The sequence below is a fragment of the Aeromonas sp. QDB63 genome (assembly GCF_027707425.1).
Taxonomy (GTDB): Bacteria; Pseudomonadota; Gammaproteobacteria; order Enterobacterales; family Aeromonadaceae; genus Aeromonas; species Aeromonas caviae.
The window spans coordinates 1-12,917 of the sequence record NZ_JAPCIS010000055.1 but is presented as its reverse complement, the minus strand read 5'-3'; the positions used below and the strand labels follow the sequence as shown (position 1 = coordinate 12,917).

Annotated in this window: 12 protein-coding genes and 1 pseudogene; 8 read left to right on the top strand and 5 right to left on the bottom strand. The window is 61.7% G+C overall.

What is annotated here, in order from left to right; all coding sequences use genetic code 11:
* Positions 1 to 77: 77 nt before the first annotated feature.
* The 4 genes and pseudogenes from PG879_RS19975 to PG879_RS19960 form a co-directional block, all read right to left on the bottom strand.
* Positions 78 to 977: pseudogene (locus tag PG879_RS19975) on the bottom strand (inner membrane CreD family protein); the annotation flags it as partial.
* 121 nt (positions 978 to 1,098) lie between these two features.
* A complete protein-coding gene (locus PG879_RS19970) occupies positions 1,099 to 1,893 on the bottom strand; it encodes a class D beta-lactamase OXA-1163 (protein ID WP_042016119.1) in 795 nt (264 codons plus the stop codon).
* 99 nt (positions 1,894 to 1,992) lie between these two features.
* Entirely contained in the window at positions 1,993 to 3,414 is a 1,422-nt protein-coding gene (gene blrB, locus PG879_RS19965; protein ID WP_270830605.1) for a beta-lactam sensor histidine kinase BlrB, read from the bottom strand.
* Between the two features lie 34 nt (positions 3,415 to 3,448).
* Positions 3,449 to 4,015: a beta-lactam response regulator transcription factor BlrA gene (locus PG879_RS19960; RefSeq protein WP_270830604.1), complete on the bottom strand. Its 567-nt coding sequence runs from the start codon at positions 4,013 to 4,015 to the stop codon at positions 3,449 to 3,451.
* Between the two features lie 123 nt (positions 4,016 to 4,138).
* On the opposite strand from PG879_RS19960, the gene PG879_RS19955 reads away from it, so the two are divergent.
* Both PG879_RS19955 and glmS read left to right on the top strand, forming a co-directional pair.
* Positions 4,139 to 4,912, top strand: a complete 774-nt coding sequence (locus tag PG879_RS19955) for a DeoR/GlpR family DNA-binding transcription regulator (RefSeq protein WP_010672253.1) — start codon at positions 4,139 to 4,141, stop codon at positions 4,910 to 4,912.
* Between the two features lie 55 nt (positions 4,913 to 4,967).
* Complete coding sequence (gene glmS, locus PG879_RS19950; protein ID WP_042016118.1) at positions 4,968 to 6,800, top strand: glutamine--fructose-6-phosphate transaminase (isomerizing); 1,833 nt, start codon at positions 4,968 to 4,970, stop codon at positions 6,798 to 6,800.
* Between the two features lie 60 nt (positions 6,801 to 6,860).
* Here the strand turns inward: glmS and PG879_RS19945 are convergent, their stop codons facing one another.
* Complete coding sequence (locus PG879_RS19945; RefSeq protein WP_010672236.1) at positions 6,861 to 7,637, bottom strand: LuxR family transcriptional regulator; 777 nt, start codon at positions 7,635 to 7,637, stop codon at positions 6,861 to 6,863.
* 211 nt (positions 7,638 to 7,848) lie between these two features.
* Here PG879_RS19945 and PG879_RS19940 point away from each other — a divergent pair, with 211 nt between their 5' ends.
* The 6 genes from PG879_RS19940 to PG879_RS19915 are packed head-to-tail and all read left to right on the top strand — an operon-like array spanning position 7,849 to position 12,679.
* The gene (locus PG879_RS19940; RefSeq protein ID WP_041214169.1) at positions 7,849 to 8,610 is read left to right on the top strand and encodes a DUF3450 domain-containing protein; all 762 of its coding nucleotides are present in this window, start codon (positions 7,849 to 7,851) and stop codon (positions 8,608 to 8,610) included.
* On the top strand, positions 8,607 to 9,914 hold the full coding sequence (locus PG879_RS19935; protein ID WP_270830603.1) for a MotA/TolQ/ExbB proton channel family protein: 1,308 nt from the start codon (positions 8,607 to 8,609) through the stop codon (positions 9,912 to 9,914). The genes PG879_RS19940 and PG879_RS19935 overlap by 4 nt, the downstream gene beginning before the upstream one ends.
* Positions 9,911 to 10,441: a MotA/TolQ/ExbB proton channel family protein gene (locus tag PG879_RS19930; protein ID WP_010672233.1), complete on the top strand. Its 531-nt coding sequence runs from the start codon at positions 9,911 to 9,913 to the stop codon at positions 10,439 to 10,441. Before PG879_RS19935 ends, PG879_RS19930 begins: the two co-directional genes overlap by 4 nt.
* Positions 10,438 to 10,839: an ExbD/TolR family protein gene (locus tag PG879_RS19925; protein ID WP_010672232.1), complete on the top strand. Its 402-nt coding sequence runs from the start codon at positions 10,438 to 10,440 to the stop codon at positions 10,837 to 10,839. Before PG879_RS19930 ends, PG879_RS19925 begins: the two co-directional genes overlap by 4 nt.
* Positions 10,836 to 11,498: an energy transducer TonB gene (locus PG879_RS19920; RefSeq protein WP_270830602.1), complete on the top strand. Its 663-nt coding sequence runs from the start codon at positions 10,836 to 10,838 to the stop codon at positions 11,496 to 11,498. The genes PG879_RS19925 and PG879_RS19920 overlap by 4 nt, the downstream gene beginning before the upstream one ends.
* A 2-nt stretch (positions 11,499 to 11,500) precedes the next feature.
* Positions 11,501 to 12,679 (top strand): hypothetical protein, encoded by a 1,179-nt coding sequence (locus tag PG879_RS19915; protein WP_270830601.1) that lies wholly within the window; start codon positions 11,501 to 11,503, stop codon positions 12,677 to 12,679.
* Positions 12,680 to 12,917 lie beyond the last annotated feature (238 nt).

Here is a 12,917-nt window from a genome sequence, read left to right as displayed (position 1 = left end):
TAGTACTGAACATAGCTCCAAGACTACCTCTTAAGTTAAGAGGGGCGAAGTGTCTGGATCTTCAAGGGGCCAATCTACTGATAGTGATCCACCGGTTGCACCAGGCTGACGCTGAATGACGGCAGTTTTGTACCGGCTCCCTTCATCATGCGGTTGAAGCGGCTCTCCATGTCGGTGGCGAACCAGCTGGTCTGCCAGCTTGCCTCGAACCCTTGATCCGCAAGGGTGCGTTCACCGGGCAGAAAGTCGCCGAGAAAATTGGGATGGGGCCAGTTGCCGCTCAGGTGAAACCGGCTGTCCTGTCCGAGCGGTACTATTTCCAGCGCGTTCATGCCCTGCAGATCCAGCTCGATGTGAAAGCGGCCATCTTCGTCTGGCAAGGCGTCGAGCGGGGCATGGATCCCCACTCGCCCGTCCCCCAGCTGGGCACCAGGGGCAAACGGGATGCGTTGCTCCCCCCATTGCAGTTCGGGTACGCGGCTGATGCCCCGGGCATCGGAGAGGATCAGGCTGAGATAGGGTTTGCCCGGCACCAGGGCGGGATCCGCCGGGTCGAAGCTCAGGTTCGGGTTGCCGGCCACCAGCCCCTTGTCGGCCTGGCTGGTGGGCATCAGGCCGGAGAGGGAGAGGCGACTGTGATAAATCTGGGCCTGATAGATACCGAGCTTGCGCGGGGTCACCTCCATGCTGGCCCGCACGTCCAGCCTCTGGGGCAGCAGGTAGCGATAGACCTGCTCCTTGCGCACGAAATGTTTGCCATCCTGCTCGACGGTGACGGCTCGGGTATAGGGCTGCACCAGTACGGGCCCCATCAGGCGCTGTGGCCCGCTGTGGCTGGCCATGATGCTGTGAATGGCCTGATTGCGATAGGCCTGGCGCTCCCGATTCAGCTCCATGATGGCGTGAACCGGGATCATCATCAGCAGGCAGAGCAACAGCAGCAGGGCGATCTTGTGGGTGAAAATCTGTTTGACCATGACACGTCTCCTTGTTGTTGAACGGGAGTGTGCCGGGGTCGCGTGAAGGGAGGATGGGGTAGTGTGAAGTGGTGGTGAAGGGGGATAAAAAAACCGGCGCAAGGCGCCGGTGTTGCTGGCATCAGAGTGTCTTCAACCGGGCCGGCAGGGCGGCGAACACCTCCTCCCTGGCCCTGAGGGAAGCGAACTGCTTGCCCGGCTTCTGGATAACGGTGTGGACGAAGATGAGCGTTTTGTCCTGTTTGCTGGCCCAGCCGACGAACCAGCCGATCTGCTGCTCCCTGTCCAGGCTGCCATCCAGCAGCTTGGGGTAACCCATGCCGGTCTTGCCGTGGATCTGCCAACCGTCGATGTCGGGCTGACGCATCAGGTTGGCGGTATGGCGCAGGGTCTGGGCGGAGACCGGCAGCTTGCCGCTCACCATCTTGCCGAGGAAGCGGGCTTGCTCCTGGGGGCTGATGGCGAGGCTGGCGCTGAGCCAGGCCTGGGTCAGACCGTCGTGCTTGCCCGGGTTGCCTTCAAGATCCCGGTTGCCGTAGTCGAAGCTGTCCACGTAGTGCTGGAAGCGAGCTTCTCCCAGCCACTCGGTGAGGCGCTGCGAGTACCAGATGACCGAGAATTGCATCCAGCTGCTCGGGGTGGTGGTCTGTTTCCACTCCGGCAGGAAATCAGGGTCACCGGCCTTGAACGGCAGGGCCGGCAGTTGTTCATCCACCAGAAAGCCGCTGTCATAGCCCATCAGTGCCAGCGGGATCTTGAAGGTGGAGGCCGGGGTCAACTGGGCGGCACAGTCCCCCTGGGTGCTGACGGGTTTGCCGGTGCCATCGGCAAACAGCATGCAGCCAGAAGCGGCGCTGGCAGGCAGTGCACAGAAGAGGCCGGCGGCAAGCAGACCGGACAACAGCATACGGGGCATATCTATCTCCTTGATTAATATGAATGCGCATCGACGGGGACGGTCGTCATCGAGGAGGTGCAGCTTAGCCCGGCTCTGTGTGCTTGGTGTGAAGTGTCCTCAGTTGCCGGGCAGCCAGAGTGTGGCCAGCACCCCCCCGCCCGGCTGATTGGCAAGAGCAAGATGGCCGCCATGCTGGCGTGCCACCTCCATGGCAAAACTGAGCCCGAGGCCGCTGCTTTTTCCCTTGTCTGGCCTTGGCAGGGAGTAGAAACGCTCGAAAATCCTGGGCAGCGCAAAGTCGGGAATGCCTGGACCCTGATCCCGCACCCGGTAGCAGTAACCCCCCTCCTCCATGGCGCCGCTCAGCACCAGGGTGCTGCCGGCGGGGGCGAAATCGAGGGCGTTGTCCAGCAGGTTGCCAAGGGCCTGCTCCACCAGCAGGGGATCCCACTTCTGCTTCTGACCTTCCCCCAGCTCGGCGTGCAGGGCGATCTGGCGGCGCTGGGCCTGGATCTGGCGGGCGTCGAGCACCCGTCTGCCCAGCCGGGCCGGCTCAACGGATTGTCTGTCCAGCCCCTGCCCTGATTCGAGGCGGGCGAGTTGCAGCATGCGTTCGATCAGCTGCTGCATGCGAGCCGTCTCCAGATTGATGTTGCCGATAAAGCGCTTTGCGATGTCCGGCGGCGGCGCCTCGGCCAGGATCTCCCCCGCCCCGCGAATGGCCGCCAGCGGGCTTTTGAGCTCGTGGGTCAGGCTGTGGACATAGGCCTCGATATAGGCCTTGCCGTCCAGTTGGCGGCGCATGGTCTCCAGGGAGTGGCCTAGCCTGTCCAGTTCGGGGCTGTAGAGGCGCGGCAGGCTGGCGGGCTGACCCTGGCTGATTGCATCCGCATAGTGCACCAGCTTGCCGATGGCGCGGTTGAGCCACCACACCAGCAAGGCGCCGATGAGCAGCGAGATGAACAGCAGCAGGGCCGCCCCTTTCAGCAACTGGTGTTCGCTGCGCTCTATCATGGGCTGCAGGGTGCTGTTGGGCTTGGCGACGGTGAGGGAGCCGATGATCTCGGCCCCTTCCCGCAGCGGAGCTGCCACATACATGGTCGAGCTGGCAGCATCGTCGGGATCGGTGCGGGTGCTGCGGGCGCCATATTCGCCACGCAGGGTCAGGTAGACGTCGTTCCAGCGCGAGTAGTCCTTGCCCAGATCCACCCCGTCCGAGTCGTAGACCACCCTGCCTTTTGCGTCGGTCACATAGATGCGGTACTCCGCCTGCTGCTTGAGGTGGCCATCGATGAGGGCATTGATGGGACTCTGGTTCAGGCGGGAGAAGGCGCTGGCCAGCCGGCCATTCGCCATCTTTCCTTCCTGCATGTCGTCCAGGGCCAGGGGGGCCAGCATCTGCGCCATGTCTACCAGGGTATCTTCGGTGGCGCTGCGTACCCCGGGCTTGATCTCTTCGACAAAGATCTCCAGCACGAACCAGGCGGCCAGGGCGAAGATCAGCACCAGGCCGCACAGCAGTTGCAATCCGATTCTCATCTCATCCCCCTACCGATGCCCGGCCACCCCGAGTTCATGCCAGCTCCAGACTGTAGCCCAGCCCGCGGTGTGTCAGGATCAGGTTGGCGTCAGGGTCCCGCTCCCGCAGCTTGGCTCTCAGGGTCTTGAGCAGCAGGTACTCATAGCGGGTGAGCGTCAGGGGCTGGCCCAGGAAGCAGATTCGTGCCCGCTCCTCGTCCAGGGCGAGTGGCTGTATCGGCTGGGAGGGGGCGGGCTGGCTGCGGCGCAGGATGACCCGCACCCGGGCACACACCTCACGAGGCGAGAAGGGTTTGGCCACATAGTCGTCTGCCCCTATCTCCAGCCCGATCAGCCTGTCTATCTCCTCGCTGCGAGCGGTGAGAAACATCAGGGGAATATCGGTCAGTGCCCGCACCCGCTTGCACAGTTCGAAACCGCTGATGTCCGGCAGCCCCACATCCAGGATCAAAAAATCCGGTCGCGTCTGTTCCAGTCGCGTCAGCAACGGCTGGCCGAGGGGAAACCACTCCACCTCGAAACCATCGGTCTGCAGGGCATAGATCAGGGTATCGGCAATGCTGGCTTCATCTTCCACCAGCCAGATGAGTCGTTTTTGCATGGCATCCTCGTCGCAAATCAGCTGCCCCATTCTGGCATCGAACCAAATCGGATCCTATTTGCCGTTTGATTTTTCCCGAAAAGGCATTAATATTTCGTCATTCTTTCGAATCGAAACTTATAAATGACTAAACGCAACACACAGCAGCGCCGTCACACCATAGTGAGTCTGGTGCAGGAGCAGGGGGAAGTCAGCGTCGATGCCCTGGCCAAACACTTCGCCACTTCCGAGGTGACCATCCGCAAAGATCTGGCGGTGCTGGAGACCGGTGGCCTGTTGCTGCGTCGCTACGGCGGTGCCGTTCCCCTCCCCAGCGAGATGGTGGTGGACAGCAACCCGGAACAAGTTTCGAATCGAAAGCTTGCCATTGCCCGCGCTGCCGCCGAGCGGATCCGCGATCACAACCGCGTCATCATCGACAGCGGCAGCACCACCAGCGCCATGATCCCCATGCTGGGCAACAAGCGCGGCCTCATCGTCATGACCAACTCCCTCAATGTGGCCGGTGCCCTGCGCGAGCTGGAAAACGAGCCCACCCTGCTGATGACAGGCGGGACCTGGGATCCCCATTCCGAATCTTTCCAGGGGCAGGTGGCGGAGCAGGTGCTGCGCTCCTATGACTTCGACCAGCTCTTCATCGGCGCCGACGGCATCGACCCGGAGCGCGGCACTACCACCTTCAACGAGCTGGTGGGCCTCTCCCGGGTCATGGCCGAGGTGTCGCGGGAGGTCATCGTCATGGTGGAGTCGGAGAAGATCGGCCGCAAGATCCCCAATCTCGAGCTGCCCTGGTCCGGCATCCATACCCTGGTGACCGACGAGGGGCTGAGCAATGCGGCCAGAGAACAGATTCAGGCCAGGGGGATCACGCTGATTTGCGCCCCCGTGGCCGTGTGACCTGAACAAACCATTATCCAACCGAATTAACGTCTTACGTTTCAAGGAGAAGTCTATGTGTGGCATCGTCGGGGCCGTCGCCCAACGTGATGTGGCTGAAATCCTGGTAGAGGGCCTGCGCCGTCTGGAATACCGTGGCTACGATTCGGCCGGTGTTGCCGTGTTCAGCGCCAACCAGCCGCTGCAGCGGGTGCGTCGCCTTGGCAAGGTGGCCGAACTGGCCAAGGCTCTGGAGGAGCAGTCCGTCCACGGTGGTACCGGCATTGCCCACACCCGCTGGGCTACCCATGGCGAGCCGTCCGAGCGCAATGCTCACCCCCATGTCTCCGAGCATATCGTGGTAGTGCACAACGGTATCATCGAGAACCACGAAGAGCTGCGGGAAGAGTTGAAGGCGCTGGGCTATGTGTTCAGCTCCGACACCGACACCGAAGTGATCGCCCACCTGGTGCACCACGAGCTGAAATCCGCCCCCAGCCTGCTGGCGGCCATGCAGGTCGCGGTGAAGCAACTGCGCGGCGCCTACGGCACCGTGGTGATGGACAGCCGTGACGACAGCCGCGTGGTGGTGGCCCGTTCCGGCTCCCCTCTGGTGATCGGCCGCGGCATCGGCGAGAACTTCATCGCCTCCGACCAGATGGCCCTGCTGCCGGTGACCCGCCGCTTCATCTTCCTGGAAGAGGGCGATGTGGCCGAAGTGACCCGCCGCGACGTGCACATCTTCGATACCGACGGCCATGCCGTGGTGCGCGAGGAGCTGGAGTCCGAGCTGTCCCACGATGCCGGTGACAAGGGTGAATACCGCCACTACATGCTCAAGGAGATCTACGAGCAGCCCAAGGCCATCACCAATACCCTGGAAGGCCGCCTGGGCAGCGATCACGTGGTGGTCGAGTCCTTCGGTAACGGCGCCCGTGCCATCTTCGACAAGGTCGAGCACGTCCAGATCGTCGCCTGCGGCACCTCCTACAACTCCGGCATGGTGGCCCGATACTGGTTCGAAGAGATCGCCGGCGTCTCCTGCGACGTGGAGATCGCCTCCGAGTTCCGCTACCGCAAGTCGGTGGTGCGCCCCAACAGCCTGCTGGTGACTCTTTCCCAGAGCGGAGAAACCGCCGATACCCTGGCCGCCCTGCGTCTGGCCAAGGAATCCGGTTACATGAGCTCCCTGGCCATCTGCAACGTACCGGGCTCCTCCCTGGTGCGTGAATCCGACCTGGCCTTCATGACCCGGGCTGGTGCCGAGATCGGGGTGGCGTCCACCAAGGCGTTCACCACCCAGCTGGCTGGTCTGCTGATGCTGGTGGCCTCAGTCGGTCACTGCCGTGGCAACCTGAGCGCCGCCGCCGAGGCCGAACTGGTCAAGGCGCTGCAAGCCCTGCCTGTACGCATCAAGGAGAGCCTGGCCTTGGCCAAGCAGATCGAGACTCTGGCCGAAGAGTTTGCCGACAAGCACCACAGCCTGTTCCTCGGTCGTGGCAGCCAGTACCCCATCGCCATGGAAGGGGCGCTCAAACTCAAGGAGATCTCCTACATCCACGCCGAGGCCTATGCCGCCGGTGAGTTGAAGCATGGCCCGCTGGCGCTGATCGATGCCGAGATGCCCATCATCGTCGTGGCGCCGAACAACGATCTGCTGGAGAAGCTCAAGTCCAACGTGGAAGAGGTGCGTGCCCGTGGCGGTATCCTCTATGTGTTCGCCGATGCTGACGCCGGTTTCAAGAGCGACGAGACCATGCGGGTGATGAGCCTGAACCACGTGGAAGAGATGATCGCGCCGATCGTCTATACCGTGCCGCTGCAGCTGCTCTCCTACCATGTCGCCCTCATCAAGGGCACCGACGTGGATCAGCCGCGCAACCTGGCCAAATCCGTGACTGTGGAATAAGCCGTCGCCGGAAATGAAAAAAGAGCCGCATTGCGGCTCTTTTTGTTTTGGCAAAACAGGCTACGACAGCCGCAGGTTGGTGATGGTCACATCGTCCAGCGAGGGCACTATGATGCCGCTGGAGATGCTCTTGGCGATCGCCTGGTTGCGGTTGCGCGAGTCCGTCTTGTTGGTGACCTGATTGAGGTGGAAGTTCACGGTTCGCTCGCTGATGCCGAGGATGGTGGCGATCTCCCAGGAGGTCTTGCCCTCGCTGGCCCAGAACAGGCACTCCTTCTCCCGATCCGACAGCTCGGCCAGGTATTTCATCAGGTCTGGCCTGGCCTTGATGAGGGTCAGGGCCGAGTTGAAGATGTAGCTGGCGCAGAATGACAGCAGGGGAACGTTTTCAAACATCAGATCGGAATTGGACTTCTCCTTGCTGATGAAAGAGAGGATGCCGTGTTCCCCCTGCGGCGTGTGCAGCGGGAAGGAGACGCCGTTCCTCACCCCGAAGTCGGCGGCGAGGTTCATCACCTCCCTGCTGGCGCTGGGCAACCAGGGGGCATCGCAATCGAGCTTGTTCCAGAAGATGGGCTGGGTCTGCTTCAGCCCCAGGAAGACGACCGGATCCTGGGTCAGGTAGTGCCGTTCCGAATAGGCATCAAACCAGCTGGTGGGGCAGTTGTTGAACAAGGCAACATGGGATTTCTGCATACTGATGGGGAAAATAATCAGCAAACGGAAGTAATCAAACCCCATCTGATGACTGAAGCGCTCCAGTTGTTGCTGGATCTCGCTGGTCTTCTTCGCCTTGGTGAACCGATCTATGTGTTCCCAGATCGCATCGTTAAACATGTAAGTCTCCTTTTTCGATCACTTATCTTGCTGATCGAAAAGACATTTTTTAGTTATTTAAAATGGTGTTGCGACTACCAACGCCAGTTATTCCCGTACTTGTCTAAAAAGTATCCTGTTTTTTCGGCCAGAGGCCAAGAAAATCATCTGATTGCCAGTGACCTTACTCTTTGAGACAATGAGAATAGTTATCATTGTTAAGATTTATATCATGAACAAGTTTTGGGGTCTGGCCTTGTTACCCATGGCCGTTCATTGCGTCGTGTCCGCCGACGAGGTAGTTGCGCCAGCATTGAAGAACAGTATCGCCGACGGGAAAGCCTCCCAGCTGCGTGTGGAGAAAGCCGCCGATGGAGCCGTCGCCGCCAGGATTGAGCTGCAAAATGCCCAACTGCAACTGCGGGATCTGGAAGCCTACAACCGCTACATGCAGTCTCTGGTGGCCGATCAGCAAAACGAGCTGGGCAAGCTGAACCAGCAGTTGGAGGCGGTACAGGAGACCAGACAGGGGCTTGTCCCCCTGATGCTGCAGATGCAAGCCGATCTGGAACAGCTGGTACAGGATGACATCCCGCTGCGCAGGGAGGATCGTCTGGCGCGGGTTGCTGCCTTGAAAGCGACGCTGGCCAGAGCCGATGTGAGCGAGGCGGAGAAGTTCCGCCAGCTATTGCAGGCCTATCAGATTGAAGCCGAATACGGCAGCAGGCTGGACCATTATTCCGCCGAGCTGGTGCTGGATGGCGCACCGCGCCGGGTCGACGTGCTGGCACTGGGCCGGGTCTCCCTGCTGGCGATGACCGCCGATCGCTCCCAGGCGTGGCGCTGGTCTGCCGAGCACAAGCAGTGGCAAGCCCTCGACGGCCAGTGGCTCTCCCCCATCGCCGAGGCGTTGGAAATGGCTGCCGACAAGAAAGTTCCCCAGTTGTTGAATGTCCCCCTCTCCGTCAGCCGTGGTCAGGAGGCCCAGTCATGAGCGTCACCATGAAGTGGTTACCCCTTGCCCTCGCCCTCTCTCTGGGCACCACAGCCGCCGTGGCCGAGGAAGCCTGGCAGCAGCAGGAACAGGCTCGTGAGCAGAAGGCTCAGCAGGATCTGGCATCTGTCTCCAGGGAGCTGAGCAGTGCCCGTGCCAAGCTGGCCGAGGCCCAGCGCCTGAGCAAGGAGCTGGCCAGTCAGTTCGCGGCCAATGAAAAGCAGCTGGTGGAGCTCAATACCCAGTGGGATCAAGCCTCCGGCGACATGAACGACATCTTTGCGGTCACCCGTCAGGGCGCCAGCGATGCGGTCAAGTTGCTGAGCGAATCCGCCGTCGAGGGCCAGTATCCTGATCGTCTCGCCCCGCTGAAAACCATGGCACAGGATAAACAGGTGCCTGATCGTGCCGCCCTTGCCCTGCTGCCAGCCACCTTGCTGCAGGAGATCCGCGAATCGGGCCGGGTTGCCCAGTTCAACGGCAAGGTGCTCGATGCCCAGGGCGTTGCCAGCGAGCAGACGTTGACCCGGATCGGCAGCTTCGCCCTGCTGGGCGATGCGGGTTTCTTGCAACCGGGGGCCGAAGGCCTGAGTCCGGTGCTGGGCCTGCCAGGCAGCGTGCTTTCCGCTGTGGCCGCTTATCAGGGTCAGGAGGGAGAAGCGTTGCCGCTGGATCCCTCCCACGGTGTTCTGCTCGATATGCTGGCCCAGGCGCCCACCTTCTGGCAGCAAGTCCAGCAGGGCGGCCAGGTCGGCGCCATCATCGTGCTGCTGGCAGCCATCGGCCTGGGGATCGCTGGAGTACGGCTGTGGAGCCTCTCTCGCGAACTGGGTCGGGTTCGTCGCCAGCTCAAGAGCGGTGAATATCATGCCGACAACGCCCTCGGCCGGGTGCTGACGGTGGCTGACAAGCATCCAGAACTGAGCATGGAGACCCTCGAACTGCGTCTGGATGAGGCGATCCTGCAGGAGACCCCTCGCCTGGAGCGCGGCATCGGCATGGTCAAGGTGATCGCGGCCATCGCCCCCATGCTGGGTCTGCTCGGGACAGTGACCGGTATGATCGGCACCTTCCAGGCCATCACCCAGTTCGGTACCGGCGATCCCAAGATCATGGCGGGCGGCATCTCCATGGCCCTGGTCACCACGGTGCAGGGTCTGGTAGCGGCCATTCCGCTGATCCTGGCCCACAGCCTGTTGCAGTCCCGTTTCACCGAGCTCTCCAACGTGCTGGAACAGCAGGTGGCCGGGATCCTGGCCGAGCGGGCCGAAAGCAATGGTGACAGGGTGGAGCGGGTAGCATGATGCTCGACATCTGGCAGCAGTTGCAGAGCTTCATGGGCCGTGGCGGCCCGGTGCTCTGGGTCATTCTGGCCTTGCTGGTGCTGATGTGGATTCTGATGATCGAGCGGCTGCTCTACCTCAACCTGGGGTTTGCACCGTTGCAGCGTGAGCTGCTGGGCCGCTGGCAGGCGCGTCGCGAGCGTCACAGTTGGCACGCTCGCGCGATTCGCGGGCGCTGGCTGGCAGAAGTGGAGCTGGCGCTCAACCGTCATCTGATCTTCATCCGCACCCTGGTGGTGCTCTGCCCCATGCTGGGGTTGCTGGGTACAGTGACCGGCATGATAGGCGTATTCGATGCGCTGGCTGCGGCCAACCGCTTTAACCCGGAGAGCATGGCGGGCGGGATCTCCCGCGCCACCATCCCCACCATGGCAGGCATGGTGGTGGCCCTCTCCGGCGTGTTGTTACTGAGCCGGCTCGAGAGTCAGGCCAAGCGTGCGCTGGCCAAGACCCGGGACGGCCTGCGAGAAGAGAAGGTAATGCAATGAGACGGCAATCCAAACGCCAGCGCGATGAAGTGCAGATCGACATGACCCCCATGCTGGATATCGTCTTCATCATGCTGATCTTCTTCATCGTGACCACCTCCTTCGTGCGCGAAGCCGGGCTTGAGGTACACAGACCCCAGGCCAGCCAGGCCAAGGCGCAGAAATCGTCCAGCATCATGCTGGCGATCGGCGCTCAGGGGCAGATCTTCCTCGACCGCAAACAGGTGGATGTGGAGCGGGTGCAGGCCACCCTCGCCAGACTGTTGGCGGAGCAGCCCGAGGCAAGCCTGGTGATCCAGGCCGATGAACGGGTACCCCACGGCAAGGTGGTGCGGGTGATGGATGAAGCCAAGGCGGCAGGCATCGCCAACATCGCCGTGGCGGTGGCACCGAAATGAAACACAAGTTGATGAGCCTGGGACTGGGGATCGCCCTCAGTCTGGGCATCCTGTTGTTCATGGCCACCCTGGTGGAGCCGCCCGGAGGGGAGAAGGCGGCCACAGAGCAAAAATCCATCGTCATCAACATGCAGAACGAGGTGACCGAGGTACAGGTGCGTGAGCGGCCGGTACCCCAGGAGCCGGAACCCTTGCCGGAGCCGCCTGCCACGCTGGCTTCGACACCGCTGCCCATGCCGGCGGCGGCCCCGTTGCCTTCGGTACAGCCGAGCCTGGATCTGGTCTCGACCCTGAGCGCGGTACAGGTCTCTGCCCCTGGCGTGGCGACCAGTCCCACTCCGGTCGCGAGCGGCAATTTCCATGGTCAGCAGCAGGGTACCGGGATCGGTGCCGGCGACATGCTGATGCCGCTGCAACGGGTTGAGCCTGTTTATCCCTACCGGGCCCAGCAGGCCGGCATCGAGGGGTCCGTGACCTTGCGTTTCAGCGTCGATGCAGACGGCCGGGTACAGGATGTGGAGGTTGTCGAGGCCAAGCCGAAGCGTCAGTTCGAGCGAGCGGCCATTCAGGCGATCAACAAGTGGCGCTATCAGCCTAGGCCGGGCGCCACCGACAAGCTGGTGCAAGTCATCACGCTCAAATTCAAATTGGAGTCATAACCATGTTGCGGATCTGGATCTGTCTGCTGGCCCTGGTCAGCCAAGCCTGTCTGGCGATGGAGGTGAGCCCTCATTTCTCCCGCCAGCTGGAGCCCGTGATGAAGCTCTATCAATCCGGCCAGTGGCAACAGGCCCAGAGCAAGGCGGCTGTGCTCAAACCCGGTTCCGAGGCTGAGCACGCCTGGCTGGCGCAGTTACAGGCCTCTCTGGCCGCCAACCTGCAGCAGACCGCACAGGCGAGTCGCTACGTGGAGCAGGCTCTGGCCTATAAAGAGTGGCCAGAGCAGCAACGACTTCAGTTGTTGCGTCTGCGAGGGGATATCCAGGCCCAGCAATCCAACTGGCCCGGCGCCATCGCCAGCTACAAGGCCGCATTGGCCATTAAGGCTGACGATGCCTTGCGTCTGCGCTTGGCTGGCCTCTATTACCACAACAAGCAGTACGGCGAGGCAGCCAGCCAGAGTGAACAACTGTTGAAGAAAAGCTGGCAGAAGCAGGCAGCCATCATCCGCCTCTCCGCCCTCACTGCATTGCAGCGTTACGGCGTGGCTGCGGATCAGGCCGAAGAGTTGATCCGCCGCGAGCCGAAAGAGAGCAAGTGGTGGCAGCAGGCTGTGTCGCTCAATCTCTCCGCCAAGCGTGGTGATCGAGCGCTTGCACTGCTGCAAACCGCCATCGACCGTCAACTGATGGATGATGCCGCCGCCCGCAACCAGCTGATCCGCCTGTATGCCTGGCAGGGACTGCCCTATCGTGGTGCGCGTATGCTGGAGTCTGCCATGGCCAAGGGGGTGATGAAGCAGAACGCCGAGAATCGCCAATTGCTGGCCCAGTTGTGGGAAGGGGCACGTGAGTGGCCGAAGGCTGTGGACAGCTGGCAGCTGCTTGCCCGGGAACATGCTCATCCCAAGGCCGCCATGCGTGCCGCCGAACTGCTGCTGCAACAGGGCAAGACGGATGCGGCCATGACCCAGCTCGTGGCCATCAAGTCGGTGAAGGGAGAGCAGGGCAACAGAGCCAAGGCCCTGCTGGTGCAGGCACACCTCAATAAAGAACAATATGCTCAGGCGCTGGTGTTGGCTCGCGAGCTGCAACAGCAGAACAACTGGCAAGACAGGGCGACCAGCTGGGTCAACTACATTCAGGCCCAGACTGACGGTATGAACAAAAAAGCGGCATGAAACTGGGGTAAACTCTCATTTCATGGGGTTTAGCCTGCTTTTTCAGCAAACGAGCGCATTTTTACAAAAAGCTCTTGTCATCGCTGCGCGGCTCCCTATAATGCGCCCCTACCAGCACGGCGGACCACGCCGAACTGATGAGCTAGCCTCCTGGTGAGGTGGGCGCCGAAAGAAAAGCGAAAACAACCGCTTGACTTTCGAAGTGAGGAGCGTAAGATGCGCCTCCTCAACGCGATAA

Bases quoted from the DNA above. Each gene is read 5' to 3' on its own strand.
- glmS (WP_042016118.1), top strand. From the start codon at position 4,968: ATGTGTGGCATCGTCGGGGCCGTCGCCCAACGTGATGTGGCTGAAATC.
- PG879_RS19915 (WP_270830601.1), top strand. From the start codon at position 11,501: ATGTTGCGGATCTGGATCTGTCTGCTGGCCCTGGTCAGCCAAGCCTGT.
- PG879_RS19970 (WP_042016119.1), bottom strand. From the start codon at position 1,893: ATGCCCCGTATGCTGTTGTCCGGTCTGCTTGCCGCCGGCCTCTTCTGT.
- PG879_RS19935 (WP_270830603.1), top strand. From the start codon at position 8,607: ATGAGCGTCACCATGAAGTGGTTACCCCTTGCCCTCGCCCTCTCTCTG.
- PG879_RS19920 (WP_270830602.1), top strand. From the start codon at position 10,836: ATGAAACACAAGTTGATGAGCCTGGGACTGGGGATCGCCCTCAGTCTG.
- PG879_RS19930 (WP_010672233.1), top strand. From the start codon at position 9,911: ATGATGCTCGACATCTGGCAGCAGTTGCAGAGCTTCATGGGCCGTGGC.
- PG879_RS19925 (WP_010672232.1), top strand. From the start codon at position 10,438: ATGAGACGGCAATCCAAACGCCAGCGCGATGAAGTGCAGATCGACATG.
- PG879_RS19955 (WP_010672253.1), top strand. From the start codon at position 4,139: ATGACTAAACGCAACACACAGCAGCGCCGTCACACCATAGTGAGTCTG.
- PG879_RS19960 (WP_270830604.1), bottom strand. From the start codon at position 4,015: ATGCAAAAACGACTCATCTGGCTGGTGGAAGATGAAGCCAGCATTGCC.
- PG879_RS19940 (WP_041214169.1), top strand. From the start codon at position 7,849: ATGAACAAGTTTTGGGGTCTGGCCTTGTTACCCATGGCCGTTCATTGC.
- PG879_RS19945 (WP_010672236.1), bottom strand. From the start codon at position 7,637: ATGTTTAACGATGCGATCTGGGAACACATAGATCGGTTCACCAAGGCG.
- blrB (WP_270830605.1), bottom strand. From the start codon at position 3,414: ATGAGAATCGGATTGCAACTGCTGTGCGGCCTGGTGCTGATCTTCGCC.